At 48.9% G+C, this 25,030-nt stretch carries 27 protein-coding genes; 10 read left to right on the plus strand and 17 right to left on the minus strand.

The window, feature by feature from the left end:
* Window positions 1–438: 438 nt before the first annotated feature.
* The 3 genes from ACFQ1C_RS14655 to ACFQ1C_RS14665 form a co-directional block, all read right to left on the minus strand.
* Window positions 439–1,467, minus strand: a complete 1,029-nt coding sequence (locus tag ACFQ1C_RS14655; protein ID WP_379559418.1) for a methionine synthase — start codon at window positions 1,465–1,467, stop codon at window positions 439–441.
* A gap of 41 nt (window positions 1,468–1,508) precedes the next feature.
* Window positions 1,509–2,486: a DUF1852 domain-containing protein gene (locus tag ACFQ1C_RS14660; protein ID WP_379559419.1), complete on the minus strand. Its 978-nt coding sequence runs from the start codon at window positions 2,484–2,486 to the stop codon at window positions 1,509–1,511.
* Between the two features lie 418 nt (window positions 2,487–2,904).
* Window positions 2,905–3,789 carry a LysR family transcriptional regulator gene (locus ACFQ1C_RS14665; RefSeq protein ID WP_379559420.1) on the minus strand — a complete coding sequence of 295 codons (885 nt, stop codon included), beginning with the start codon at window positions 3,787–3,789 and terminating at the stop codon, window positions 2,905–2,907.
* A gap of 438 nt (window positions 3,790–4,227) precedes the next feature.
* On the opposite strand from ACFQ1C_RS14665, the gene ACFQ1C_RS14670 reads away from it, so the two are divergent.
* On the plus strand, window positions 4,228–4,596 hold the full coding sequence (locus tag ACFQ1C_RS14670) for a COG4315 family predicted lipoprotein (protein ID WP_379559421.1): 369 nt from the start codon (window positions 4,228–4,230) through the stop codon (window positions 4,594–4,596).
* A 163-nt stretch (window positions 4,597–4,759) separates the two neighbouring features.
* Here the strand turns inward: ACFQ1C_RS14670 and ACFQ1C_RS14675 are convergent, their stop codons facing one another.
* From ACFQ1C_RS14675 to ACFQ1C_RS14700, 6 genes are all read right to left on the minus strand, one after another.
* Window positions 4,760–5,251 (minus strand): GNAT family N-acetyltransferase, encoded by a 492-nt coding sequence (locus ACFQ1C_RS14675; RefSeq protein WP_379559422.1) that lies wholly within the window; start codon window positions 5,249–5,251, stop codon window positions 4,760–4,762.
* Between the two features lie 151 nt (window positions 5,252–5,402).
* Window positions 5,403–6,365, minus strand: coding sequence for an HpcH/HpaI aldolase/citrate lyase family protein (locus ACFQ1C_RS14680; RefSeq protein ID WP_379559423.1), 963 nt, complete (start codon window positions 6,363–6,365; stop codon window positions 5,403–5,405).
* Window positions 6,366–6,367: 2 nt separating this feature from the next.
* Entirely contained in the window at window positions 6,368–7,465 is a 1,098-nt protein-coding gene (locus ACFQ1C_RS14685) for a cysteine protease StiP family protein (RefSeq protein ID WP_379559424.1), read from the minus strand.
* 1 nt (window position 7,466) lies between these two features.
* Entirely contained in the window at window positions 7,467–8,243 is a 777-nt protein-coding gene (locus ACFQ1C_RS14690) for a hypothetical protein (protein ID WP_379559425.1), read from the minus strand.
* Window positions 8,236–9,348, minus strand: coding sequence for a phosphoribosyltransferase domain-containing protein (locus ACFQ1C_RS14695; protein ID WP_379559426.1), 1,113 nt, complete (start codon window positions 9,346–9,348; stop codon window positions 8,236–8,238). Before ACFQ1C_RS14695 ends, ACFQ1C_RS14690 begins: the two co-directional genes overlap by 8 nt.
* Entirely contained in the window at window positions 9,345–10,487 is a 1,143-nt protein-coding gene (locus ACFQ1C_RS14700; protein ID WP_379559427.1) for an ATP-grasp domain-containing protein, read from the minus strand. The genes ACFQ1C_RS14695 and ACFQ1C_RS14700 overlap by 4 nt, the downstream gene beginning before the upstream one ends.
* 678 nt (window positions 10,488–11,165) lie before the next feature.
* Between ACFQ1C_RS14700 and ACFQ1C_RS14705 the strand changes: the two genes are divergently transcribed.
* From ACFQ1C_RS14705 to ACFQ1C_RS14730, 6 genes are all read left to right on the plus strand, one after another.
* Entirely contained in the window at window positions 11,166–11,759 is a 594-nt protein-coding gene (locus ACFQ1C_RS14705) for a TerD family protein (protein WP_379559428.1), read from the plus strand.
* Window positions 11,759–12,916, plus strand: coding sequence for a TerD family protein (locus ACFQ1C_RS14710; protein WP_379559429.1), 1,158 nt, complete (start codon window positions 11,759–11,761; stop codon window positions 12,914–12,916). The genes ACFQ1C_RS14705 and ACFQ1C_RS14710 overlap by 1 nt, the downstream gene beginning before the upstream one ends.
* 55 nt (window positions 12,917–12,971) lie before the next feature.
* On the plus strand, window positions 12,972–13,427 hold the full coding sequence (locus ACFQ1C_RS14715; protein ID WP_379559430.1) for a tellurite resistance TerB family protein: 456 nt from the start codon (window positions 12,972–12,974) through the stop codon (window positions 13,425–13,427).
* A gap of 13 nt (window positions 13,428–13,440) precedes the next feature.
* Window positions 13,441–14,511 carry a TerC/Alx family metal homeostasis membrane protein gene (locus ACFQ1C_RS14720; protein WP_379559431.1) on the plus strand — a complete coding sequence of 357 codons (1,071 nt, stop codon included), beginning with the start codon at window positions 13,441–13,443 and terminating at the stop codon, window positions 14,509–14,511.
* 11 nt (window positions 14,512–14,522) lie between these two features.
* Complete coding sequence (locus ACFQ1C_RS14725; protein ID WP_379559432.1) at window positions 14,523–15,101, plus strand: TerD family protein; 579 nt, start codon at window positions 14,523–14,525, stop codon at window positions 15,099–15,101.
* A gap of 69 nt (window positions 15,102–15,170) precedes the next feature.
* Window positions 15,171–15,749 (plus strand): TerD family protein, encoded by a 579-nt coding sequence (locus ACFQ1C_RS14730; protein WP_379559433.1) that lies wholly within the window; start codon window positions 15,171–15,173, stop codon window positions 15,747–15,749.
* Window positions 15,750–15,872: 123 nt separating this feature from the next.
* Here the strand turns inward: ACFQ1C_RS14730 and ACFQ1C_RS14735 are convergent, their stop codons facing one another.
* Together ACFQ1C_RS14735 and ACFQ1C_RS14740 are read right to left on the minus strand one after the other, a co-directional pair.
* The gene (locus ACFQ1C_RS14735; protein WP_379559434.1) at window positions 15,873–16,460 is read right to left on the minus strand and encodes a histidine phosphatase family protein; all 588 of its coding nucleotides are present in this window, start codon (window positions 16,458–16,460) and stop codon (window positions 15,873–15,875) included.
* 76 nt (window positions 16,461–16,536) lie between these two features.
* Window positions 16,537–17,313, minus strand: coding sequence for an AraC family transcriptional regulator (locus tag ACFQ1C_RS14740; protein WP_379559435.1), 777 nt, complete (start codon window positions 17,311–17,313; stop codon window positions 16,537–16,539).
* Window positions 17,314–17,443: 130 nt separating this feature from the next.
* Between ACFQ1C_RS14740 and ACFQ1C_RS14745 the strand changes: the two genes are divergently transcribed.
* Window positions 17,444–18,340: a DMT family transporter gene (locus tag ACFQ1C_RS14745; RefSeq protein ID WP_379559436.1), complete on the plus strand. Its 897-nt coding sequence runs from the start codon at window positions 17,444–17,446 to the stop codon at window positions 18,338–18,340.
* Window positions 18,341–18,393: 53 nt separating this feature from the next.
* Here the strand turns inward: ACFQ1C_RS14745 and purT are convergent, their stop codons facing one another.
* Both purT and ACFQ1C_RS14755 read right to left on the minus strand, forming a co-directional pair.
* Complete coding sequence (purT, locus tag ACFQ1C_RS14750; protein ID WP_379559437.1) at window positions 18,394–19,575, minus strand: formate-dependent phosphoribosylglycinamide formyltransferase; 1,182 nt, start codon at window positions 19,573–19,575, stop codon at window positions 18,394–18,396.
* Window positions 19,576–19,773: 198 nt separating this feature from the next.
* Entirely contained in the window at window positions 19,774–20,343 is a 570-nt protein-coding gene (locus ACFQ1C_RS14755) for a glycine betaine ABC transporter substrate-binding protein (protein ID WP_379559438.1), read from the minus strand.
* Window positions 20,344–20,668: 325 nt separating this feature from the next.
* Between ACFQ1C_RS14755 and ACFQ1C_RS14760 the strand changes: the two genes are divergently transcribed.
* Window positions 20,669–21,328 (plus strand): hypothetical protein, encoded by a 660-nt coding sequence (locus tag ACFQ1C_RS14760; protein WP_379559439.1) that lies wholly within the window; start codon window positions 20,669–20,671, stop codon window positions 21,326–21,328.
* A gap of 63 nt (window positions 21,329–21,391) precedes the next feature.
* On the opposite strand, the gene ACFQ1C_RS14765 is transcribed toward ACFQ1C_RS14760, so the two are convergent.
* Window positions 21,392–21,577 carry a hypothetical protein gene (locus ACFQ1C_RS14765; protein WP_379559440.1) on the minus strand — a complete coding sequence of 62 codons (186 nt, stop codon included), beginning with the start codon at window positions 21,575–21,577 and terminating at the stop codon, window positions 21,392–21,394.
* 53 nt (window positions 21,578–21,630) lie between these two features.
* On the opposite strand from ACFQ1C_RS14765, the gene ACFQ1C_RS14770 reads away from it, so the two are divergent.
* A complete protein-coding gene (locus ACFQ1C_RS14770) occupies window positions 21,631–21,987 on the plus strand; it encodes a hypothetical protein (protein WP_379559441.1) in 357 nt (118 codons plus the stop codon).
* 52 nt (window positions 21,988–22,039) lie between these two features.
* On the opposite strand, the gene ACFQ1C_RS14775 is transcribed toward ACFQ1C_RS14770, so the two are convergent.
* From ACFQ1C_RS14775 to yfbV, 3 genes are all read right to left on the minus strand, one after another.
* Window positions 22,040–23,485, minus strand: a complete 1,446-nt coding sequence (locus ACFQ1C_RS14775) for an NAD-dependent succinate-semialdehyde dehydrogenase (RefSeq protein WP_379559442.1) — start codon at window positions 23,483–23,485, stop codon at window positions 22,040–22,042.
* A gap of 87 nt (window positions 23,486–23,572) precedes the next feature.
* Window positions 23,573–24,322: a M15 family metallopeptidase gene (locus ACFQ1C_RS14780; protein WP_379559443.1), complete on the minus strand. Its 750-nt coding sequence runs from the start codon at window positions 24,320–24,322 to the stop codon at window positions 23,573–23,575.
* Window positions 24,323–24,429: 107 nt separating this feature from the next.
* A complete protein-coding gene (gene yfbV, locus ACFQ1C_RS14785; protein WP_379559444.1) occupies window positions 24,430–24,870 on the minus strand; it encodes a terminus macrodomain insulation protein YfbV in 441 nt (146 codons plus the stop codon).
* Window positions 24,871–25,030: the final 160 nt, after the last annotated feature.

The raw sequence follows: 25,030 nt of genomic DNA on the forward strand, positions 1-25,030 counted from the left end.
ATATCTGATGAGGTGATGATATCACCTCTGAACAGGTGGCCACTTTAAGTGTGCCACTACACTCAGGTGACTGATGACGCTGTCTACAGGCAACTCGATGCTTGCAAAGAGGTAACGGAGATCGCCTCCCACGACCGTGAAATACCAAGGACGGCATTTCCCGAGCCCGTATGGGGCAGCTTGCTGCCGTGTATATTTGTTGGGTCATGGACTGAATATCCAGTGAATATTCGCAGTTGTTACCCAGCAAAGATGGCTAGCTCAGTGGCGCGTCGTGGGAGGTGGCTCTGTTGCCTCCAACACTCCAAGCTTTAAAATAGATCAAATATTTAGTGTGATTGGTATAACAGGCGGTTCTACGGCTGAGGGCCGGATTGTTAATACCGGTACCAAATAAAAAAGCCGCTACCTAGGTAGCGGCTTATAGGAAACAACGGCCTAGGCCGAGAGTTCTCTGCGGAGGATTTCTGCTCCTGCACTTAAGGCATTTAGCTTGCCTCTTGCTACAGCACGAGATAAGGGTGCCATGCCACAGTTGGTAGATGGATAAAGCTTATCGGCATCTACAAATTGCAGGGCGCGGCGTAATGTAGCGGCCACTTCCTCTGGCGTCTCAATGATATTGGTTGCCACATCAATGGCCCCTAGCATGATCTTTTTACCGCGGATCAGTTCCAACAGATCGATAGGCACATGAGAGTTTTGGCATTCTAATGAAATAATATCGATATTAGATTTTTGCAGTTTAGGAAAGACCTCTTCATATTGACGCCACTCAGAGCCCAAGGTCTTTTTCCAATCGGTATTAGCTTTAATGCCATAGCCATAGCAAATATGAACAGCAGTTTCACATTTAAGACCTTCCATGGCTCTTTCTAAAGCCGCAATCCCCCAATCATTTACCTCATCAAAAAACACATTAAATGAAGGTTCATCAAATTGGATAATATCCACACCCGCAGCTTCTAACTCTTTGGCTTCTTGATTGAGTATGACGGCGAATTCCCAAGCTAACTCTTCACGACTCTTATAATGGGCATCATAAAGCGTATCTATCATGGTCATGGGACCTGGCAGCGCCCATTTTATGGGTTGCTTGGTTTGCTGACGTAAAAACTTGGCATCTTCAACAAACACTGGCTTTTGCCGACTCACGGCACCCACCACCGTAGGGACGCTCGCATCGTAGCGGTCACGAATTTTAACGGTTTTGCGCTTCTCAAAATCAACACCATCAAGGTGCTCAATAAAGGTAGTCACAAAATGTTGGCGCGTTTGCTCGCCATCACTGACAATATCAATACCTGCATGTTGCTGCTCTTGCAACCACACACGTAAAGCATCTTGTTTACCTTCAATTAACTCTTCACCTTCTAAGCGCCAAGGTGACCAAATTTTTTCCGGCTCTGCCAACCATAAAGGTTTAGGTAAACTGCCTGCCGTTGATGTAGGTAATAATTTATTCATCATAAGTACCGTTTATATTTTCGTTAATGATAAGACCGAATTTAAGAAGCGCAGCTAGCGGACCATTCTTCAAGAATGGCTTGATAGGGTTTGATGAAGTTTTCCTCAGTAAATTTCCCTTGAGCCACGGCTAACTGGTTACGCTCTGCTCGGTCATAAACAATTTGCGTTACTGAATGATCTAGGTTTCCCAAGTTTGGCTTATAGATTTTTCCGGCCGTAGCGTTCGCATTATAAATTTCTGGGCGATAAATTCGTTGGAACGACTCCATGGTGCTGATGGTGCCTATCAGCTCAAGATTGCTGTAATCGTTTAACAAGTCACCAAAGAAATAGAACGCCAGCGGTGCAGCACAATGAGGGGGCATAAAGTAGCGAACCTCAAAGCCCATCTTTTTAAAGTAGGTTTCAGTTAACGATGATTCGTTAGGCTGATATTCAACACCTAAGATAGGATGCTGATTTTCAGTCTGACGATAGGTCTTGTTATCCGACACACTCAGGCAGATCACAGGTAGTTTTTTAAAGTTCTGCTGGTAAGTATTGGAGCTCAAAAAATATTGGAATAGCTTGCCATGCAAATCACCAAAATCTTCAGGAATACTAAACTTAGCTTGACCTTTATTATGATCCAACAGCAAAACGCTAAAGTCATAATCTCGCACATAAGAGGAAAAGTTATTGCCTACAATGCCTGCAACACGTTGCTTGGTGATGTGATCAACAATATAGGTCTGCAAGATTTCAATGCTAGGAAAGGCAATCTCATTGCCCTGTACCTTCATATCAACGGAAATGATTTCCAGCTCTACAGAGTAACGATCGGCCTTGGGATTATCCCAGTACGCTAAGGCGTTGAAACGATTGTTGATCATCGCTAAGGTGTTGCGCAAATTTTGTTGACGACTCTCGCCTCTGGCCAAATTGGCAAAGTTAGTAGTAATGCGCGAGTTGTCTGAAGGACGATAATTTTCGTCGAAATTAATGCTGTTGATAGCGAAGCTAAAGTCGTTGCTCATGATGTTTGGTATCCCTTTTCCGGCAATAAAACCTGAAGGTGTGCTGGCTGTTGCTGGGCTTACCGATTGCTCTGGCCAGTAGTCTGCACAGTCTGTTTTGGTTTATAGCTAATTAATAATCCACTGTAATATTTTTGGCAGTCTGGATGTCTAGAGCTGCGAATAGCTATATTTATACGCGGATGGAGGCATGAAAAAAAGTGATATTACTTCATAAATGCATGAGTAAACGTCATGAGTAACGCCAGTCCTATGCTCTCTTAGGCAAACGGTATGTCACCTTCACCGCTGGAACTGGCTTGCTGATGTCGAAGTATCTGCACGAGAGCGATGATGGGCAGCTTCGCTGGCTGTTTTAAGACACAAAACAGTGGCGAAGTAGGATGATATGATCAGTTAGATTTCCAGACTGGTCTCATTACCTGACATGCTGAGCCTGAGCAATGAAATCGCTAAGATAATTAATCTGCTCTTCGCCTTTTCGTATTCCCACAAAGATCTGTTTTCTAATCCCCTGTTGACCGAATCGAAGGCTTTTAATGGCCATTGTTTTGGCGAACTCATCCACTAGCCAACCAGGCAATGCACTGACGCCTCTGCCTGCCGCCACCAATTGCAACATTATTTCCGTGGTTTCTATGGTCTTGTGTTTTTTGACGGTGCACTTTGCGGGATTTAAAAACTGACTGTAAATATCCAACCGCTCAGGCTCTACCGGATAGCTAAATAATACCTCTTCACTTAGCTGCTCAGGCATGACCGAGTCTTGCATGGCAAGGGGGTGAGATGAGGCAACGACCAGCCTATGTTCATAGTCAAATACCGGTATAAACGTCAAATTAGGTTTATATAAGGGATCTGGTGTGACCAGGATATCTATCTCGTAGCTATGCAGAGCTCCCAGACCACCGAACTGAAATTCCTGCTTCACGTCAATATCAACGTTTGGCCACTTTTCAAGATAAGGTTCAATCACTTTTAACAGCCATTGATAGCAAGGGTGGCATTCCATGCCGATGCGCAGTGAGCCCATTTCGCCTTTCACTATCTGGCTTAATAGCAGCTCAGTGTGTTTAAATTGCGGCAATACCCGAGTGGCAAGCGTCAAAATTTGTTCACCCGCATGGGTAAGGCGCAAGCTTCTCCCTTCTTTTTGCCAAACAGGTGTTTTTATCTGGCCTTCTAATTTTTTGATGCTGTGACTCAATGCAGACTGGGATAAATTTAACGACTGGGCAGCTTGGGTTAACGTTCCTTGCTCTTTTATTGCTGCCAGCACTTCAAGGTGAAACCGCTCCAACATAACTTAACTCCTGTCTTTAGCCCTTAATAAGCAATCGGCCATAACATGTGTGGTTCTGCCGTCATTCCCGCGAAGGCGGGAATCCAGGGCTTGTGGCGCAGAGATGTCAGCCAGAGTGCTGCCTGCAAAGGCACTGGACCCCCGCCTTCGCGAGGGTGACGATAAAGATAAGCTAGCCCCTGAATCCACATAAGTTATGCCGGACTGCTTATCATGAATATAATTCATGACTTATTGGAAATACATTATTATTTTCATTATTAAAATACAGCCAATGCTGGCCGTCTGCAGATATTAAGGTAGCGCTTTTTTGCTTCTGCTTTTCTTCAACATTAAAAATTCAGCATGACCCTCTAAGCTTGCCTACGCTTAGCTTGGTGCCACTCAAACACTGTGAGTCTGGCATCGGTTTAACTTTAGTTTAAAAGGAAACCCAATATGTTGACCAAAACATTGCTCGGATTCACGCTGATGTTCAGCCTACAGGCCTTGGCTGCACCGGTACAAACCGCCGATAGCGACCAAGGAGAAATACTCACCAATGACTCAGGTATGAGCCTATATGTGTTTGATAAAGACGACGCAGGCATGAGCAAGTGTAACGACAAGTGCGCCGATAACTGGCCTCCATTAGCAGCGAATAAAGACGATAAGGCCGACGGTGATTACGCCATTGTGACTCGAGATGATGGCAGCCTGCAATGGAGCTATCGAGACCAGCCTTTATACTTATGGCAAGGCGACAAAACCGAAGGCGACACCTCGGGCGATGGTAAGTTTGATGTTTGGCATCTAGCTAAGCCGTAAGTTTTAACAACGCGAGGCGTAAAACGACATAAGCCGTACGCTTTACGCCTTATGTCGTATGTCGTATGTCGTATGTCGTAAGTCGTAAGTCAAAACACCGTCATACGGTGTGAAGCGTTTACTCTTACGCGCAGCATTTTGATTATTAATTTATATCCAGATTTTATAATGTTTGATGCAGATCTTTGAGCATCCACACGTCACAGCCACCATGTAGTGTGCCCGCTAGCGGTTGTGTAAGATGCTTAAAGCCGATGCGTTCATACAAACTAATCGCGGCCTGCATGGTGCTTAAGGTGTCTAAGTAGCACTGTTGATAACCTTGCTGTTGTGCAAACACCAAGCAGGCTTGAGTAAGCGCTCGGCCAATGCCTAGCCCTCGATGTCTGGGCTGCAGAAATAATTTTCTGAGTTCACATATTTCTTCATAGTGCAGAAAAGGCGCAATGCCCGCCCCGCCCACGACTTGGCCATTTACCAGCGCGACTAAATACTGGCAGCGATGCTCGGCTAAGTAATGCTGACTCATGCATGCAACTTCTGCGTCACCCGGTCCAAAACCGTCCCCTACTGCGCCATACTCGGCACCGACTTGTTTGATAATTTGGCTAATAGCGGCGTTATATTGCGCCTGAATTGGTATAATTTGATACATAGTTCACTGATTTATGGCTAAAGAGTAAATAGGTACTCGCTTGTTGTACTCAAAACTATTTGCTGGCTAGTCGTGCAGATAAGCTACATACCTCGGAGCTGTACATCAGCGCGATACTGTCGTCTCTGTTTAATTAAATGTAGCCGCACACTTATCCTGGAATACTCGTTAACCACCTTTTTTGGTGGCCGTAATACTGTGCTCGGGTCAGTATGTTTTCTGCCCAGCGAGTGTGCGTGGCAGGCTCGCACATGGCACCGTTGTGCTTGAATACCGCAGCGCCTGAGTTGACGATGCGCAAGGCGTCTTCATATTCTGTTGCTTCAACCGCCAGTGCTTGATTGATAATATCAATCTGGTTGGGATGAATGGCGGTTTTACCCACAAAACCATGTTCAATATCCGCTTTAAGCTCTTCGGTCAGAATATCGTTACGCTCAATAAGCTCACACACCGGTGCGGTAAGCGCGAATTGGCGAGAACCAAAGGTGCTGACCAGCATTTTCATCACATAACCGAGCGGACCATCATAAAGCGTCTTATGCCGCTGGCGGCGCAAAGACAATACATTAAGCAAGTCATTCCCCCCCACTCGGATCGCTAACATGCGCGATCGGCAAGGGTGGGTATCTAATACATTCACCAGCTCGCGCATGGCTAGCGCATCAAAGACCTCTGCGGTTTCTAGGGTGGGCATCCACAACAGCTGAGTGGGCTCTAGAATATCGGTCCATTCATCCAAAGTGGCTTGGGTGAACTTGGGCAGCACAAAGCCGTTAACGGTACTAAGATCAAACTCGTCCACTAACAGTCGAGCCATGGCCTGATGACGAGGCCGAATAAAGACCAAAGGTCGGTCATGATCTCGATTGGCATGGTTATGCTCGCAATTGGCATGGCTATGGTTGGCATGACGGTGCTGGCGCAACACGGCAAGCACGGTGTGCAGGTTACTAAGCCCAGCCGCAATGTCTTGCTCGGCTAGCGCATCTTCAAAGCAGATGATCAGCGAGCTTAGGCCCGGTATCTTATTTTTTAGCACCACATCAATAATGTCGGTGCGCACCGCGGGCATATAAAGCGAAGCCCCCAGTCGATAAGGTGAAATAGTCATGATTAGAGCACCTTTTTAATGATGGTAAGTGCGCGATAAGGGCCAATGTTATCACCCACTTCGCTAATAACCACCCCCGAGGCCTGCGCCAAATGCACCAACAACTCAACATCGGGATCCTTAAGAGAGCGTACTAATACATGGTCCGGCACCCGACGCAGCACGGCTCTAGTGGCCTCGGCAATGCCCGGCTTGATGCGATTAATACTGTCCACCTGATAATGATCGACAATGTGCTGTATGACGGCGCGGCTAGCTAGGCGCGGCTGTACTCGCCCTTGCTGTTCGGTGAGCAGTGCGGGCGCTATGCTATCCAGATTAAGATGTTTTCTGTGTTCTGTTATTACATCGGCCAGCTGCTCGCTACAGTCATCTGCCGCTAAATGATCGCAGAGTACACAGCCATGCACTCCTTTATCAGTCCAAATAGAGCGTGAGACCAAGCCCGAGACCGGCGCTCCCAAAATACCAAACGGGATCAGCCAGTCATCGCTTGAGGCACTAAGCCAGGCACTGCCACCAGGATCGGCCAATACCACCAGCCGAGGTTGCTCGGGATAACCCGGTCGCCCTGCTAGATTTTTCGCTAGTTCGTCGGTGATCGCCCCCTTGCCCGTCCAGCCATCTACAAATACGATACCTTGGGTGCCGTGTTTGGCTTCTATATAGGCCAATGCGGCTTCATCTATGCCTCGGTCACGAATAATACTGATGCCATAGTGCACAGACGCCACGCCCATTTCGCGTAATGTTTGCTGCAAGATAACCCCCAGCGGTACGCCAGCACGCACTAGGCTCACCAAAATAATGGGGGTGGCCTGCTCACCTGCAACTTGCTGTTGCAGTGCCTTGGCCAGCGCCACGCTTTCTTTGGCCAGCCTAAAGCCTTGCTCATCCAGCGCTTGGTTAAACAAGGCTTTGTGCTTATCTGACGGCGCCGGCTCTTGCGAAAGCATGTCTGAATAATGGCTTTGGCCGGACTGGATCAACTGCTCTTTTTCGGCAACCGGCGTATAGGCCATTTCAAGTGGTTGCAGCAAGAACTGCACGTCTTCTGGCTGATATGAACCTGAAAATGGCGTAATAGCAGTGGTAGGCATATTAATCTTCCTGCTGATGAAAAGACTGATCGACGTGTGTGGCAAACTGGCTGGTGCTGGGCATACCCCAAAAATCACACAACGTTAAAAAGCGATGATCACTCAAGCTGTCGCCTAGGCCAATGACTGGCCGGGTGCCTGACGTTTCTTGTAATGTTTTTAACAAATATGCGGTGGCTTTGCCTTTTTCGATGCAGTGCGGCAGCCAGGCAATGTTGTTGCCGTTGCGATGCACATAATAACCGCTTAGGTCGATGTGCTTGGCCACCTCATCAGCCACCGCATAGGTTTCCTCGATATGATTGCTATTGCTGTGCTTCATCACCAGATACACCGGCTGACCGTCATACTCATGATTAATGCGTACCCAACCATCCACTTGCTGCTCTTTAAGCACGGCGTTACACACCCGCTCTAACTCTAATAGATGCGCGGTATAGGGTGCGAGTGCATCCAAAATATGTTGTTGCCAACCCGCATCCGGCTGGCCGTTGGGTTGCAAAATAACCGCACCGTGGGTGGTTATCTGCCATGAGCGAAACGGGATATCAACCCGAGCTATTTCTTCCGTGCCTCTGGCCGTAACCGGAATAAGCTCACTGCTTTCTAGTAACCAGTCCACCAACATCGCTTGTTTTTGATTCATAAAGCTACGGGGAGTGAGTGAGCGATCTAGCGCGCCGACGCGCACCGGCTCTTGTCCTAACTCTTGGGTCATTTTACGCTTGGTCTGAAATAAGGTGTCGTCTAGGTCGACCAAAAACAGCGGTTTATTCATAGTAAGCAAACTCCGGATTATTCAACGCGCTTAACAGCTGAGGATCCCACGCTGAACGGGGCGTTTCGGAACAAAGAATAATGCGATCAAAACGTTCCGGAAAAACATTGTAAGTGTAATTAGGAATACCCAGCCCGTAGTTATCGGTAAACGACAGTGCCGTTTCTATGGCATGGCCTATTGAAATGGGTGAGCGCGTAGTTGAGTTGTAATGCACCTTCGCCCCCGCTTGTTCTAACCGCTCGGCCAGCAAAAATGGCTGCCATACGAACTCCCCTGATCCCAGCACCAAAATGCGCTCTTTGGGCTTCGCCGTGATATCGCGCCCCAGCATTAAACGGCTGTCGGCGACGCCTAAGCGGCCCCAGTCTTGGCGAGGGCTTAACTCGGCGGCCCCGCGCTCGGTCACATTGACCATGGGCATAATAGGCAGCTCGGCATCGGCATCGGCTTGCCAAGACCATTGGCCGGCCAGCAAGTTAATGCTTTGCACCGGTAATTCGGTTCTATTGGCCAGCGCGTCGCCGCTCCAATCGGTTAAGGTCACGGCACACACGTGTTGCAGGTTCGCCAAGCCATCGTCCCCCGCCTGGCGCAGTGCGGTCAGTAAGTTGGCAAAGGTATTACCGGTGGTGGCTTCATCGTCCACTAACACCAAGGAGGCGGCCTGCTTTACTTGCTCGCGTAACGTTGCATCGGTTGGCCAGTAGATAAGATGGTCCGTGGCATGGCTGTGCTCTTCTTTAAACTCACATAGTAAGTCGCCATCGACTGGGTGGCGGGTTGAGGTGAGCAGGCAGGTATCACTACGGCGAGTGCGGTATTCTTGATGCACTCCCGCCGCTAAGCCCACGGCAGTTTCTGCCATGCCAACAAATAAGATGGGGCCGGGCAAGTCGGCAGGTATTTGCCCTGCTAAATCCCGATACACAGCGCGCATGGTACTGGGACACACCGGAATATGGCGGCCCAGTACCTTGCTCACAAATAAGAAGGCGCGTTTTGGGTTGCGTCGCTCGGCAATATTAAACAGATCGTCGCAGGTCCAGCTGGCTTGTGCGGGGGCAACAGACAGGCGGCCTGTGGTCAGTTCATAGTGCGTCATGAGATGGTTTCCAGATCGAATGTGTCAGGTAATGGCTGCCCTATGGATGAAGATAATGGCAAGGTATTAAGGCTGGGCAATGACAAAGGTAGTGGCAACACTGTGCTGGTGCTTCTCACGTGTGCCGGCATAAAACAAGCCGCAACATGCGCTTGAATATCGGCAGCCGACCAAAGGCCGGTGACGTAGCGCGCAAACAATGCCGATAGATTGACCTTTGATGATAAAGAAAAACAGATGCCACCTGATGGTCGCAGATTAGTTTCTAAAAGAAATGGTTGGCCGTTGGCATCATCTCGCGTTTGCACGTTAACTAAGCCATCTAGACCCAATTGCTCTGCACACTTAAGGGCCAAGTCAAAGGCAATGCCCGAGTGCTCAAAATATTGAACAGCATCTTGTTTGCACCGCCCTATCGCGGTGATCACCTTGCCTTGGTCAATAATAATATCGACCGAACGCTCGATTCCGGGTAAAAATGGCATCACTACTTGTTCGCTAAACCGGTGGCCTCGTTCATTGTCGAGACGTGCCGCCGCCAAATAAATATCTGGGTGAATGCGTTTGGTATCGGCATCAAGCAATACGGCGGTGGTGTCCAGATGCCAAAATCCCATGCCATAGATGCCCCGTGCCGGCTTAATACAGAAATCAGTGGCGCCAAATGGCTGACGCTTAAAAATATGTTCTAGCTCTGCTAAGGATCTAGCAGAAATAGTGGGCACCACGGGCAATCCCTGTGCCTGCATATGGTTGGCAAAAGCCTGTTTATTGTCGGCAATCGCAAAGCTTGCCTGCCCCCGAGCCCCGGTTACTAAAGTAACGCCCCACGACTCGATGGTGCTTCTATGACCTTCAAAAAAAGGACTATTGCGACCAACATGAATAACACTCACCTGATGCTTGTTAACTACTTCGGCCATAAACACCAGCATAAGCTCAGTATTAGCCGAATTAGAGCCAAGGTCGTACCCTGCTAAAGGCGGCTCAAGGTACGCGTAATCTGCTTCCGCCAATATTTCATATCGCGGTTGCTGGTGTGAAGCAACAATAGTGACCTCGGGTACCTCTGCTTTTATCGCACGGATCATGTCACGTTGTGACGACAATCCGGTCATAAACCAAATAGCATGTATCAATTTCTGTCGTCCATCGGTGGTGGTTGCGGTTTAACAAAAGGCGGCGTCTACCACCTTAACACTGACGGCCACTTTCACTACTCAGTAGTCGTCAGTAAGCGCCGGCTTTAAAAAGGGGGAGCGCATTATGTTTATGGTGTTACGACTTTGAGGTGGCTCAACCTCTCGCAAACATTATTTAGAACTGTAAATGTTCAATGAGTGTACTCATCTAGGCTTGTATACGCTTAATGCTGTCGCTGCTCATCTAATATAAATGCGCAGCTGATTCTACCTGATCGAACGCCCACAGAAAAATCGCTAGCCGTGTCATCATCGATTACTGATCATTTAGACATTGTAACTGAATAGGCTAAGTACCTCATTTTTAGAAAAACCCGTCGACACCACCGATAAAATTCAGTGTATACCATTGATTTAATGTTATTTTTATGGATATTTCATTATTCCAAAATCCAGTAATCACTCACTCGCAACCTTTAGCTACAGTCCAGACCCATAGTCCAGATAAATCGTAATAAAAAATAACCCGCTTAATATGCTTGTTATCCGTGTTTTACTTATGTTCTGCTGTTAGTTTATTACCTTAAAATTCAATAACACCACTTACTTTTTGCTCAATTATCACGCAAAATTGAATGTCAGCGTCAGTGGTATGTCATATAAAAAGGGATGAAAATGAGTGTATCTTTAACGAAAAAACAAACCGTTTCTCTGGCTAAATCCGCCAGCAATGAACTCACTCGTATCACTATTGGCTTGGGCTGGGATCCCGTGAAAAAGAAGAAAGGCTTGTTGTCTTCTTTGTTCTCTAGCGGCGGAGACAGCATCGATCTGGATGCTTCCTGTGTGCTGCTTGATGGTAACGCTCAGCCCGTAGACACCATTTGGTTTCGCCAGCTAAAATCACGCTGTGGTGCCGTAGTGCATGGTGGTGACAATCTAACTGGCGCCGGTGATGGCGACGATGAAGTGATTCATGTTGACCTGCCTTCGCTGCCCAGCTCGGTAGAGTATCTTGCTTTTACGGTGAACAGCTTTCGTGGCCAAACCTTCAATGAAGTCGAAAATGCATTTTGCCGCGTACTCGACAATAAGGGCACCGAACTGGCCAAGTTTTTGTTAGCAGAACAAGGATCGCATACCGGCGTGCTTATTGCCTCGTTACGCCGCCAAGGCGGAGAGTGGAACTTTACCGCCCACGGTCAGCCTGCCCCGGGTCGCACCGTAGATGACATGATCCCCATGATCAGCCAACAGGTTGGTGCTTAATGGTAGAACTAACTCCTGGGGGCAATGCCCCCCTTTCAGATAGCAAGGTCACGGTACGCGTTATCTCTGGGCTAGCGGCTGATATTTCCAGCTTCCGACTGTATGACTCGGGTAAAGTACGTGGTGATGCAGACATGGTCTTTTATGGCCAAAAGCAGAACGACGACACTAGCATCCAGATGATCTCCGATGGCACTAACTCCGCATTTACGGTCGATTTGTCGCGTATGCGCTCCGACGTACAGCGTATTGCTTTTACGGCCACGGCCGAACAAAACGCGCAAATAACCAGCTTACGCTCCCTTGAAATTCAAGTAGAGGTAAATGGTCAGTCGGTGATCCGTGGGCAAGTAGAGCTACAAGGGCGTCCCGAAGCCGCTCTTATCCTCGGTGAGCTTTATCGCCGTAACCAAGAGTGGAAGTTTCGCTTTATCAGCCAAGGCTTTAACGGTGGACTACAACCCCTTGCTGAACACTTTGGCGTTGATATCGACAGCTCAACAGCTACCTCTGCGCCAACATCGGCTCCTGCACCAACGCCGACGCCAGCTGCTCCGCCAATTAGCCTCAGTAAGGTGTCTTTAACCAAAGAAGCCCCGCGGGTGAATTTGGCCAAAAAAGACAACTTTGGTGTGATTAAGGTCAACCTAGACTGGAATCAAGGCAAGAAAAAAACTGGCCTGTTTGCCCGCTCCAGCGGTATCGACTTAGATATTGGCGCCTTTGTTAAAACTCGCAACGGTAACCGAGATGTCATTCAAGCATTGGGCGAGCGCTTTGGCTCGATGAACAGCTCACCTTATGTAGAATTACAAGGTGATGATCGCACCGGTGCAGTAACCGGTGGTGAATGGTTGCACATTAGCGGCCAGCATTGGCAAGAGCTTGAAGAAGTACTGATTTTTGCCTTTATCTATCAAGGTACACCCAGTTGGGAAAATACCGATGGCGTGGTGACTATTCACATCCCAGGTCAAGGTCCTATTGAAACCCGCTTAACCGACGGCAACAACCGACAGGGCATGTGTGCCATCGCTCGATTAAGTAACGTCAACGGCTCAATTGAAGTCGAACGAATCAATCAGTATTTTTCTGGTCATAAAGAATTAGATAAGGCTTTTGGCTGGGGTTTTAGCTGGGGCCGTGGTAGTAAGTAACCGATATTAAGTATCAGTAACCAACGTTCTGTAACCAACATAGACAGGAATTAACATGTCATTTTTTAATAAAATTAAAGACTCACTAAATAGCGGGCGCAACGAGCTCGCCACGCGGGTTAGTAAGTACAAAAATCGTAAGTTTATGGAAGGCACTGTTGCCGCCTGTGCTTACGTGGCCATGGCCAGTGATGGCGTGAGCGCCGAAGAAAAGCAAAAGATGATTGGCTTCATTAAAAACTCGCCAGAATTGAGCGTGTTCGATACCGAGCAGATCATTGAAGTGTTCAATAAATTGGCCAGCAACTTTGAATTTGATAAGGATATTGGCAAAGGCGAAGCCATGAAGTTAATCACTCGTATGCGTGATGAAACCGATGCCGCTCAGCTAATGCTACGAGTGGCGATTGCTATCGGTAAGAGTGATGGTGATTTTGATGCAGAAGAAAAAGCCAGCGCAAAAGAGATTTGTGTGGCGCTTGGCCTCTCCCCCACTGACTTTGATCTGTAAAGGATAATTTTATATGGAAACATCGATTGGTTTTCCCATCGAAACCGTCATTGTGTTTTTGGTATTGTCCGTGGGGGCCATTGCCATAGACATGTACGCGCACGGTGACGATAAGCCGATCCCGCTGAAAAGTGCCGCCTTATGGTCGGTATTTTGGGTGCTTATTTCACTGGGCTTTGCCGGTTATCTGCGTTGGCATCATGGTGCCGAAGTGGCCAGCTTGTTTATTACCGGCTACGCATTAGAAAAGGTATTGTCGGTAGATAACCTGTTCGTAATGATGGCAATTTTCTCTTGGTTCTCGGTACCCGACGGCTATCGTCACCGAGTGCTGTACTGGGGGATCATGGGTGCGATCGTATTCCGTTTGATCTTTGTTGCTATTGGTACCAGTTTATTAATGCTTGGCCCTTGGGTCGAAATGGCCTTTGCCGCCATTGTGGCATGGACTGCGGTGATGATGCTTAAAAGCGGCGGTGATGGAGATGCTATTGAAGATTACTCACAGCATCTGGCATTTCGCTCCGTTAAAAAGCTGCTCCCAGTTTGGCCAAAACTGCACGGACACAAGTTTTTGATGACGCAGAAAGAGGTTGACCATGAACTAGCTCAGCCAGGCAACGAGGCCGTTCAAGTAGGTCGTACCGGCAAGGCTAAATTTTATGCCACGCCGCTGTTGTTGTGTTTAGCGGTGATCGAGCTGTCTGACGTGATGTTTGCCTTTGACTCTGTGCCGGCGGTAATCGCCGTGAGTCGTGAACCGTTAATCGTGTTCTCGGCCATGATGTTTGCCATCTTGGGCCTGCGTACTCTGTACTTTGTATTAGAAGCACTAAAGCAATATTTGGTGCATTTAGAAAAAGCCGTTGTGGCTCTATTGTTCTTTATTGCCGGCAAGTTAGCACTTAACGCCAGCAATCATTTATTTGACCATGGGTATAGCATTGACGCAACAACCAGCCTTGTGATTGTATTAATCACCTTAGCTATTGGTATAGTAGCGAGTGTTATGTTCCCTGAAAAAGAAGACAACGCTGACACAGCGTCTACCGCAGAAAATAAAAGTAAAACCACACAAGAGTAAGGAGATAATAAATGGCTATTTCGTTAAGCAAAGGTGGAAACGTATCACTGAGTAAAGAAGCCCCCAACATGAAGAACATTCTTGTTGGCTTGGGGTGGGATGCTCGCTCTACCGATGGTGCCGATTACGACTTAGATGCCTCTGCATTTTTGATTGGTGCTGACGGTAAGGTTCGCTCTGACTCCGACTTTGTTTTTTACGGCAAACTGAAAAGTGACGATGGCTCCATTGAGCACACCGGCGACAACCTAACTGGTGAAGGCGACGGCGATGATGAGTCTCTTTATGTGTTTATGGACAAGGTATCTGCCGACGTTAGCAAGGTGGTATTCACGGTAACCATTCATGACGCCGAGTCACGCAAGCAATCTTTTGGTCAAGTTAGTGGCGCCTTTATCCGTTTGGTGAATAAAGACACTAACGTAGAAGTGGCTCGTTACGACTTAAGTGAAGATGCCTCGACCGAAACCGCCATGATTTTCGGTGAACTGTATCGTCATAACACGGAATGGAAGTTCCGCGCCGTTGGTCAAGGTTATGCCGGTGGTTTGTTGGCAATGTGCCGTGAATTCGGTGTAAACGCGTCGTAAGCAAACATACTGTATGGGGGCAATATTGCCCCCTGTTAGTTTTTATACTCTGTATTAAGGAATCGTAAAATGGCTGTATCTCTATCTAAAGGTGGTAACGTTTCTCTGTCTAAAGAAGCCCCAGGCATGAAAAAAATCGCCATGGGTTTAGGCTGGGATGCCCGTGTAACCGATGGTGCAGAATTTGACCTAGATGCTTCAGTATTCTTGGTGGGTGAAAACGGCAAAATACGTTCAGATGCTGACTTCATCTTCTATGGTAACAAAACCGCGGCCGACGGCTCAGTAGAGCATACCGGTGATAACCTGACTGGTGCTGGCGATGGCGATGACGAAACCATTAATATCGACCTCGATAAAATTGCGGCCGACGTTAAGAAGCTGGTATTTGCAGTAACCATTCATGAATTTGAAGCACGCAAGCAATCATTTGGCCAAGTTAGCAACAGCTACATTCGTGTTGTAAACAGCGACAGCAACACCGAAGTTGCGCGTTACGACCTGAGCGAAGATGCCTCAAACGAAACCGCCATGATTTTTGGTGAGCTATATCGTCACAATAACGAATGGAAATTTAAAGCCATTGGTCAGGGTTTTGCCGGTGGCCTAGCCCCGCTAGCTCGCGAGCACGGCGTTAATGTTGGCTAAGCTCATTCATTAATATGAAGCTGTAATAATGGTGGCAAGAAAGACTCTTATACTTGCCACCACCTCTCGTTTAAGCCCCTCCAGTAATAATCATCCACCGTTTCTCCGCCATCTAACTTGTAATTAGCAGGCAATGCGCTCTATTTGACCATTACTGAGTTTAAAAAAGGCGTTTTGCGGTATCTCTTGTTGCCATACGGCATCGTAATCTAATTGGGCATATAGGCCGCGCAATACGGCACCAGATAAGCCATGCGCCACTACTACCACTTGCTGAGGCAAGCTTGGCTCTTGCAGCCAACTTAAGAGTCGACCTTGCAAATGTTCGTAGCGCTCGGCACCAGGCGCTTGCAGATACCAGCTTAAAACTTGCTGAGAAAGTTGCGGGAATTGCAGCTGCAAATCCGGTGCGCGTTGCTGTTCCCACTCGCCCAAGCCCAGCTCCATCAGTCGTTCATCCAATTGAATATTGTCAGGCGATAATTGTAGGTGCTCGCTAATTATCTGCGCCGTTTTCTGGGCACGCCCCAGTGGGCTTGAATACAGCGCCCAGTCTTGCGGTGTGCTTAATAATCCCGCCAAAGTGTTGGCCATGGCCTCGGCCTGCTGTAGCCCGATGGCGGTAAGATCGGAATTACAGTGGCCCTGTAAACGAAGCTCGGCATTAAACTGGGTTTGGCCATGGCGTAATAAATAGATGGTACGTGACATAACTGACTGACCTTATTGGTTTAACCTAGGGTCTGTTGACCTTTCGAGATGATTTTTGCAGCTGTTTATGGTGTCTTTATACAAGGCGGCGATACTGCTCAGGTGTACAGCCGGCGTGGCGTATAAACATGGTGATAAACGCCGAGCTATTACTGTATCCCATATCCAGCGCTATCTCTTTGATGGCCCGCCCCTGCTCCAAGGCGTCTATCGCGGTTAAAAATCGCAGCCGCTGGCGCCACTCGCCAAAGCTCATGCCTAGCTCCTGAATAAAATACCGCGCCAGAGTACGTTCGCTCACAAACACCTGTTTTGCCCAGTCACACAAAACGGTGCAGTCCCCCGGATCGCTGCTGAGCTTATTCAGCACAAAATTCACCATATCGCTCTGGCCATAGGGCAGATAATCAGCTTCTATGGGGGCTAGCTGCAGCTGATCCAGCAGCACTTGGGCTAGGTTGAGATCGGGCTGGCTGATGGGCGTGGTGACGTCTCGATCGGCAAAGTCATTTAAAATGGCTTTGAGTATCGGGCTCATGGCCACGGCACAAGGATGTTCGGGTAGCAGGCAGCATTCACTTAGGGCGATATACACAGAGCGATACAGTACCGACTCGCGGTTGTAACAGCTGTGCAGCTGATGAGGCGGGATCCACACCGCATAGTTAGGCGGCGACATATAGGGGCGACCGTCTATTTGCAGCTGCATGACGCCACGGGCGGTATAGTTTAGCTGGCCCCACTGGTGTCGGTGCGCTGCGCCGTGGGTATTGGCGCCATATTCATCATACCGAAAATAGACTCGGCTGGGCAGCTGGCTCAGTTCGGGGATATAAATGTAGTTTTTGTTCATCGCCACTCTTGTCACTAGACTTGTCTGAAACCGAGGCCTTGTTGTCCGAAAGTCAGTATAGCCCTGTTAACAGTCAAAGGATAATAGCCGCCGTTGTGGTTATCCTTGTCTGTAAGTAAGGTTGAATTGAATGTATTACGCGTTTCCCTTATTGGCTGTGTTGTTTTGGGCCGGAAACACGGTGGTGAACAAGCTGACCGTAGGCGCTATTTTTCCTGCCGAGGTGGGTTTTTATCGCTGGTTGTTTGCCTGTGTGCTGTTAACGCCGTTTTTACTGCGCCCTACCCTTAAAGCTTGGCCGGTGCTCAAACGCAATAGAGGCAAGATCGTCATATTGAGCTTTCTGGGTATGGCGGTGTATCAAAGTCTGGCGTATTTTGCCGCGCCCAGTACTTCGGCCACTAACATGGGCATAGTGCTGTCACTGATGCCGATGATGTCACTGGTAATGGCGGTGCTAATGCTCGGCCAACGGCTGACCAAAGGCGCGGTAGTGGGCGCACTTTGTTCTTTTATGGGCGTACTATGGGTGATGTCGAGCGGCAATTTGGCAAGCCTGGCGCAAAATGGCATTAACATCGGCGATGGCATGATGCTGGTCGCCACCCTATCTTATGCGCTGTACAGCACGCTATTGAAAAAGTGGCAAATTCCGCTGCCCGCCATGCAGTTATTGTACGCTCAGGTAGTAATGGCCGTGGTGATCCTGCTGCCGCTGTTTTTGCTTTCGCCCCGCGCCGGCCTCAACGCCAGCAATCTGCCATTAGTGCTTTATGCCTGTGTATTTGCTTCTATTGCCGCGCCACTCACCTGGATGACCGGCATCAAACACCTGGGGCCGAGCCGTACGACCATCTTCTTTAATCTGGTGCCGATTTTAACCGCGCTAATTGCCGCCGCCGTCTTGAATGAAACACTGGCGAGGTATCATCTTGTGGGCGGTGGCCTAACGTTGTTTGGCGTCTTGCTATCGGAACGCTGGAAGCAACCCTTGCGCCAAAAATCCCCCCCTATGCCACAAGTATAAAAAAGGCGCCCGAAGCGGGGCGCCTAAAACCAAACACTCAATATAAAAGAAGCTTAAAACGCGACGGTTACCTTGGCGGCACACTGGCTGGCCTTGGTTTTGGCCGCTTCTATATTATCGGCCAGTGCCAGGGCTACGCCCATGCGGCGGCGACCGTCAATCTCCGGCTTGCCGAACAAACGCAGCTCGGTATCTGGCTCGGATAGCGCCAGATTCAGAGCACCAAAACGAGTTTGGCAAGACTTCCCCTCAGGTAAAATAACCGCCGAGGCGGCAGGGCCATATTGACGGATCAGCGGGATCGGCAAGCCTAGAATAGCGCGGGCATGCAGGGCAAATTCCGACAGGTTTTGTGAAATCAGCGTCACCAGACCTGTGTCGTGAGGCCGAGGGGAAACTTCGCTGAACAGCACTTCGTCACCGCGGATAAACAGCTCGACACCAAATACCCCATAACCACCGAGAGCACCAGTTACTTGTTCGGCAACCCGCTGCGCAGAGGCTAGTGCCGCCGCGCTCATGGTCTGAGGCTGCCACGAAGTGCGATAGTCACCATCTTCTTGTAAGTGGCCGATGGGCTCACAAAAGCTGGTACCGTTAACATGGCGTACCGTGAGTAAGGTGATTTCATAATCAAATTCAACAAAGCCTTCTATGATGACGCGTCCGCCACCGGCACGCCCTCCTTCTTGCGCATAATGCCAAGCGGCTTCTATCTCACTTTCGTCGCGTAAGGTACTTTGGCCTTTGCCAGAGGAACTCATAATCGGCTTAACTACACAGGGCAGGCCTATCTCGGCGATGGCCGTTTTAAACTCTTCCAACGTACCCGCAAAGCGGTAAGGCGAGGTGGCGAGCCCTAATTCGTCGGCAGCTAGGCTGCGAATGCCTTCGCGATTCATGGTGAGTTGGGTAGCGCGAGCGGTAGGAATAACAGTAAAGCCTTCTTGTTCAAGCTCCGCTAAGGTGTCGGTGGCAATTGCTTCAATCTCGGGCACTATAAAATGCGGTTGTTCTTGCTCGATGACAGCTCTAAGCGCGACACCATCAAGCATAGAAATAACATGGGAGCGGTGCGCCACCTGCATGGCCGGTGAATTTGCATAGCGATCGACCACGATCACTTCTACCCCTAGGCGTTGTAGCTCAATAGCTACCTCTTTACCTAGCTCACCGCCACCACACAGTAGTACTCGTGTGGCCGTAGCCGAAAGAGGCGTTCCAATTGTTGTCATCAATACAGTTCCTATAAAAGCGGCCACTCACTGCGGCCAAAAACAAAGTGATAAGCTAAAAGCGAAAGAGCATTTTTTGCCACGGAATACACGGACGAAGAGCTGAAAATTTGTAATAAAGTGAAGGGGAAGTGTCTCGACCAGACTCTCCTTTTCATCTTTAACTCTTCACCAGGTGTTTGTCTTTTAGCTTCTAGCTTACGGCTTCAAGCTGCCCGAAGGTCCCTGTTCTGCCAGCCAGCTTTCTGCCGCTAGGGTCCAGTTTTGGCTTTGCTGCCAGCTGGCCATTATTTGTTCTAAATCTTGTGGCTGCCAATGCAGGTTGCGTAAAATAACTACAGCTTCGGGCGACTCTTGCTCTAGGCTACGGCGTACCACAGTATGGGGCTTATCATTGGCCGGCCATATCTCGCGTTCTTCCGCCAGACCATTATCTTTGGGGCCAAAATCATCGAGCCTATCAAAGAAGCGCTCCACAAAAGGAGCCGAGGCCTCAGGTAACCATACCACCACACTAGCATCAGCTTTGCCTGCCCATAGCCGCTGCCAAATTTGCCCCAGTCGCGCCTCTTCAATGGTGACAATAAAGCCGTGCTGCTTTAATACAGCACTCGCTAGATGGGTGCGCGCCAGCTCGGCGGGATTGGCACCGGTTAATAGATGAATATCTTTAGCTGAAGAATCACTACAGGCTGCCAACAGCAACCCAAACAGCAATAGCACTATTTGTGTAAATCGCCGCGCAGCTTGGTGTATGAATAGTGGCATTGCTTGTTCTCCAATGAATCGCAATCAGCCTAAGAGTGCCAGAAAGTGACGTCAATATCATGCCCTCCAGCCTATTTTAGCCGCTGTTAATTATGGGGTTCTACCCGCTGCTTGCCAAGGTGGAAATTTGTGATGGGTACAACACTTAGGCTGAGTTCTACTTGTTTCATTAAGCCCAAATAGGCTGTAAATATTGTGATATATGTGATATCCGCCCAGGATTTTTTTTTCAGGTTCTGTGTTAATGTGCGCCACCTTTTCGGGCCACGCTAGCGCCGAGGTCCAGTTAGGCAAACCTTTATTTACTTATTCAAATGGATACAAGATGCGTCTATCTAACCTGTTAACCGTTACTGCTCTTTGCTGGTTACTCAGCGGTTGCGTTGCGCCCATGTTGGCCATGGGACAAAACCAGCTGATGTGGTCTTTAATTAAACCTCTGGTCGGGCTAGACCCAAGCAGCAGCAAACTGTTTGAGCAGCCTATGATTAAAACTCGTATGACAGCCTTACTGGGCGACGATTATCAAGGCACCTTGGCGCTGCTGCGTACGGCACCCAAGTTACAACAAGAAGGCACCCTGTTTTATTTAGCATCCAATGACGCCATCACCAAGGGGGAGGATCGAGCAAGCCTCGTGTGGAACGCCCAAACCAATCAAATGTCGGCCTTATTAAGCAAGGGCGATCTCACCCAGGTATTTACCGAGTCGGATAGCGAACAAGCGGTGGCATGGCCACAGCTCGTTCAAACCTGGCTGGCTGAGCCCGAGTCTCCTGTGGCCAAAGCAACCGCTGACGAGGTTGAAATGGAGCGACGTCAGTTGAAAGAAGAGCTAACGGCAGCTCAGCAAAAGCTTAAAACGGCAGAAGCGCAGTTAAAAGCATTGCAAAAAGAGCCAGTGGCCAAGGCAAAGTCTAAAACGAAGGCACTTGTACAAAACAAGCTGGCAGCAGATGAATCGGCCGACGCTGACACTCAATAGTCACTAAATTAAGTATAAAAAATGGCGTGGTTAACCACGCCATTTTTATTTTTCTGCTAACAGTTACAGCAGCTTATCGGACAGATAATAGTGATCATAGCCATCAATACCTCGATCGCTTTCAGAGAAAGAAAAGTCCGACATGGAGTAACCACGTCGGCGAACTTCACAAATAAATTCTAATTTACCCTCTTGCAACACTTGAAATTGCGCACGGAGATTTAGCTCATCAACCACCACTTCCACCATGCAGCCCTATACTAAGAAAGACATGCAGTTAGCAACTTTCAGTGGGAGTGATTATGCAAAAGCAAGCAATTAGGCAAGGCTTTGGGTTAGTAGGCCTGTGTGCGTTGGCACTATTTATGGGACTATCGGAAAAGGCGCAAGCGATGGACGCCATCAATGTTGATATCGGCGGTACGGCTGGTACCACTTATTCGGCACACTGGACGGTAGAAAATGCTGGTCAAACGCAAGAGTATCATCAAGAACACGGTCAGGTACCTGCCAAGTTCAGCTATCGCGGCAATGCCATTGCCGGCACGGTAACGCTGTTAAGTGAGGGACAGTTGACGCTTACGGTAGAAAAAAGCGGTAATCGATCTCGCTCTGCCACCCAAGGCAAGGGCAGCACACTGCAGTTTTCAGTAAGATAAAAAAACCGCTATAAATAGCGGTTTTTGGAAGATCGATATCGAGCCACGAGTGTTAGTTAACTTGCCCCAAGTTTACGTACTTGGTTTCCAAAAACTCATCCAAACCAATACGAGAGCCCTCTCGGCCCAAGCCCGACTCTTTTACCCCGCCAAACGGCGCGACTTCGTTAGATATAATGCCGGCATTAACCCCCACCATACCCGACTCCAATGCTTCCGAGACACGAAACACACGATTGAGATCCTGAGTATAAAAATAGGCCGCTAGTCCAAAAGGAGTATCGTTGGCGCGTTTAATGACTTCTGCTTCATCGTGAAAGCGAAAGCAGGCTGCCACAGGGCCAAAGGTTTCTTCATGGGCGAGCAGCATGTCTTCGTTGGCCTCGGCAATCACAGTGGGCTGATAAAAAGTACCGCCTAGCGAGTGGCGTTCGCCACCACAAATCAGCTTACCGCCTTTGGCTAGCGCATCACTTACGTGTTGCTCGACTTTTTCTAGCGCGCCTTGGTTAATTAGTGGCCCCTGCTCGGCACCGTCAGTCAAACCATCGGCGACTTTTAATGCGCTTGCCGCCTGGGCCAGCTTTTGTACGAAGGCATCATAAATGCCATCTTGCACAAAGAAGCGATTCACACACACACAGGTCTGGCCGGTGTTTCTAAACTTGGAGGCCATGGCGCCGACGACGGCGGCGTCAAGATCGGCATCATCAAAGACAATGAAGGGTGCATTGCCGCCCAGCTCCAGCGACAGTTTTTTTACCGTGTCTGCCGCCTTACCCATCAACAACTTACCCACATTGGTGGAGCCGGTAAAAGATAACTTGCGTACCTGACTACTGCTCATTAATGCATCGCTGATGGCTGCGGTATCACCAGATACCAGATTCAATACGCCCGCCGGCAGCCCGGCTTGCTCGGCTAGCACGGCCAATGCATTGGCGCAAAGTGGTGTTTCGCTTGAGGCTTTAACCACGGCGGTACAGCCAGCGGCTATCGCGGGCCCTACCTTGCGGGTAAGCATGGCAATAGGAAAGTTCCAGGGGGTAATCGCCGCTACCACGCCCACCGGCTGTTTGATTACCCAAAGGCGGTTTTCTGTAGTAGGGCTGGGAATAGTATCGCCATACGAACGCTTTGCTTCTTCGGCAAACCACTCTAAAAAGCTGGCGGCATAGGCCACTTCGCCCTTGGCTTCGGCCAAGGGTTTACCCTGTTCCAATACCATTAGCTCAGCCAATGCATCCTGGTGCTCCATCATCAGCTCATACCAGCGGCGCAACACGGCACCTCGCTCTTTGGCCGTTTTTTTGCGCCAGAGGTCAAAGGCCTGAGCGGCGGCAGTAATGGCGGTTTCGGTTTCTTGAGTGCCACATCTGGCCACCTTTGCCAACAACTGACCGTTGGCTGGATTGTTCACCTCATACTGCTGATCACAGTCATGCCATTGACCATTGCAGTACCAACCGGTTTGCCATAAGAAATGCGAACTGTCCATTTGGCTTTTCCTTTTTAAAGCTTAATGAGGGGTGAGAAGTGAGGCGCTAAACACAAAACACCGAATGTGTAGATACGGCCCTACAACTTACAGAGCCACTTGGCGCCGCCAGCGCTGCCTTAATGGCTGTAATTCAATGGCACCAAGCTGGGCTTCGCTCGACTTACTACTCCAAGCCCACGACTGGTTGCCATAGTCAAAATGCCACCACTCGCTGGGTAAATTAGTAAAGCCAGCTTGGATCATCACGCTGTGCAGCAAGCGGCGATTTTCAATTACTTCAGCTTCTCGAGCGCTGGGCTTTTCAACTGCTTCAAACGCCGCGCTATAAGACCATGGACTAATATCATCAAACTCGGTGCCCATATCCAGAAAAAGTCCTTCAACATCGCACAGGGCAACGTCCACTGATCCGCCCGTTAGATGGGGGCTGGGAGCTGTGGGTTCATTACTGGGTGGGGCAATAAAACGGCGAGTTCGATTGAGCAGTTCAGATTCGCTGTCATTAGCATAATGGGCATTCATTGCCGCAAATAAACTGTCAAATAAATACTGTTGTACTAGCAAGGGCCGCCAGCCATCCAACACCACAAGCTCGATACCTGAAGGTAATAACCGTGCGGCTTTATATAAACGAAATAATACACAGCGGCGCACATAGCATTCACTTAGCGCATTAGGTACGCCTTGATGAAAGTAGGCAGGATAGGATCGCAGCGGAGAATTAACTAACCCCAGTGGTACTAAGGGATCATGACTTTCTGCTATGGGCAGTGCCAATAATGCAGCCCAGTCTGGTTCAGGTTTTGCCGCGATGGTTTGAGACAAGAAATTCATTAGATTCGCCTACTCTCTATAAGACACGCTACAAAAGCATGTTAAAAGACATGAATCAGACTCACTAAAATCAGTCAGACTTGCAAGCAACAGTCTGCTAATACCCCTTATAGATCACGAATAAACGACTTATCAAGCTGCTTAAACGCTAAACTCAGCGTTTCGCCTAGATGAAAATAGCAGGGTTGGGCAACGGGCTCTGTAATAGAAACACCAGCGGCGGCAATTTTCAGATACAGCTGACGATACCAGTTAACCAGTGTCGGCGGCAGTCGCGTATCGGCACGCTTCCCCAACCAATAAAGACCTTGCATGGGCAAACTGGCCAAAAACAGCACGGACGAGACGACACCCGGCCAATAACGCGGGTCACCCAACTGAAACTGCACTAGCAAGCACAGCACCATCAGTGCCGGCATGGCACGAAGCCCTAACCGAGTTGCCGTTATAATACGGTATTCGGGAAATAATGCCGCCAGTTGTCGCTCTTGCGGCCAAGCGCCAAGATAGGCGCTGCCTCTGTGTAGCGTACTCGTCAATGTAGTCATAATGCCTCCAAAAGTAGAGCGCAAGCGCCTAAATAAGGGATCATTCCTAGACCCAAATCATGAAAATATATTCTCGTTAATGGTATTTTACGCCACTAGACGGGAATTATCCTGCTGTTATGATCACTGGCATTGTTTGCCGTACTGCATATTCAGAGGT

Source organism: Oceanisphaera ostreae, assembly GCF_042676125.1.
Lineage (GTDB): Bacteria > Pseudomonadota > Gammaproteobacteria > Enterobacterales > Aeromonadaceae > Oceanimonas > Oceanimonas ostreae.

Bases quoted from the DNA above. Each gene is read 5' to 3' on its own strand.
- ACFQ1C_RS14655 (WP_379559418.1), bottom strand. From the start codon at position 1,467: ATGAATAAATTATTACCTACATCAACGGCAGGCAGTTTACCTAAACCT.
- ACFQ1C_RS14660 (WP_379559419.1), bottom strand. From the start codon at position 2,486: ATGAGCAACGACTTTAGCTTCGCTATCAACAGCATTAATTTCGACGAA.
- ACFQ1C_RS14665 (WP_379559420.1), bottom strand. From the start codon at position 3,789: ATGTTGGAGCGGTTTCACCTTGAAGTGCTGGCAGCAATAAAAGAGCAA.
- ACFQ1C_RS14670 (WP_379559421.1), top strand. From the start codon at position 4,228: ATGTTGACCAAAACATTGCTCGGATTCACGCTGATGTTCAGCCTACAG.
- ACFQ1C_RS14675 (WP_379559422.1), bottom strand. From the start codon at position 5,251: ATGTATCAAATTATACCAATTCAGGCGCAATATAACGCCGCTATTAGC.
- ACFQ1C_RS14680 (WP_379559423.1), bottom strand. From the start codon at position 6,365: ATGACTATTTCACCTTATCGACTGGGGGCTTCGCTTTATATGCCCGCG.
- ACFQ1C_RS14685 (WP_379559424.1), bottom strand. From the start codon at position 7,465: ATGCCTACCACTGCTATTACGCCATTTTCAGGTTCATATCAGCCAGAA.
- ACFQ1C_RS14690 (WP_379559425.1), bottom strand. From the start codon at position 8,243: ATGAATAAACCGCTGTTTTTGGTCGACCTAGACGACACCTTATTTCAG.
- ACFQ1C_RS14695 (WP_379559426.1), bottom strand. From the start codon at position 9,348: ATGACGCACTATGAACTGACCACAGGCCGCCTGTCTGTTGCCCCCGCA.
- ACFQ1C_RS14705 (WP_379559428.1), top strand. From the start codon at position 11,166: ATGAGTGTATCTTTAACGAAAAAACAAACCGTTTCTCTGGCTAAATCC.
- ACFQ1C_RS14710 (WP_379559429.1), top strand. From the start codon at position 11,759: ATGGTAGAACTAACTCCTGGGGGCAATGCCCCCCTTTCAGATAGCAAG.
- ACFQ1C_RS14715 (WP_379559430.1), top strand. From the start codon at position 12,972: ATGTCATTTTTTAATAAAATTAAAGACTCACTAAATAGCGGGCGCAAC.
- ACFQ1C_RS14720 (WP_379559431.1), top strand. From the start codon at position 13,441: ATGGAAACATCGATTGGTTTTCCCATCGAAACCGTCATTGTGTTTTTG.
- ACFQ1C_RS14725 (WP_379559432.1), top strand. From the start codon at position 14,523: ATGGCTATTTCGTTAAGCAAAGGTGGAAACGTATCACTGAGTAAAGAA.
- ACFQ1C_RS14730 (WP_379559433.1), top strand. From the start codon at position 15,171: ATGGCTGTATCTCTATCTAAAGGTGGTAACGTTTCTCTGTCTAAAGAA.
- ACFQ1C_RS14735 (WP_379559434.1), bottom strand. From the start codon at position 16,460: ATGTCACGTACCATCTATTTATTACGCCATGGCCAAACCCAGTTTAAT.
- ACFQ1C_RS14740 (WP_379559435.1), bottom strand. From the start codon at position 17,313: ATGAACAAAAACTACATTTATATCCCCGAACTGAGCCAGCTGCCCAGC.
- ACFQ1C_RS14745 (WP_379559436.1), top strand. From the start codon at position 17,444: ATGTATTACGCGTTTCCCTTATTGGCTGTGTTGTTTTGGGCCGGAAAC.
- purT (WP_379559437.1), bottom strand. From the start codon at position 19,575: ATGACAACAATTGGAACGCCTCTTTCGGCTACGGCCACACGAGTACTA.
- ACFQ1C_RS14755 (WP_379559438.1), bottom strand. From the start codon at position 20,343: ATGCCACTATTCATACACCAAGCTGCGCGGCGATTTACACAAATAGTG.
- ACFQ1C_RS14760 (WP_379559439.1), top strand. From the start codon at position 20,669: ATGCGTCTATCTAACCTGTTAACCGTTACTGCTCTTTGCTGGTTACTC.
- ACFQ1C_RS14765 (WP_379559440.1), bottom strand. From the start codon at position 21,577: ATGGTGGAAGTGGTGGTTGATGAGCTAAATCTCCGTGCGCAATTTCAA.
- ACFQ1C_RS14770 (WP_379559441.1), top strand. From the start codon at position 21,631: ATGCAAAAGCAAGCAATTAGGCAAGGCTTTGGGTTAGTAGGCCTGTGT.
- ACFQ1C_RS14775 (WP_379559442.1), bottom strand. From the start codon at position 23,485: ATGGACAGTTCGCATTTCTTATGGCAAACCGGTTGGTACTGCAATGGT.
- ACFQ1C_RS14780 (WP_379559443.1), bottom strand. From the start codon at position 24,322: ATGAATTTCTTGTCTCAAACCATCGCGGCAAAACCTGAACCAGACTGG.
- yfbV (WP_379559444.1), bottom strand. From the start codon at position 24,870: ATGACTACATTGACGAGTACGCTACACAGAGGCAGCGCCTATCTTGGC.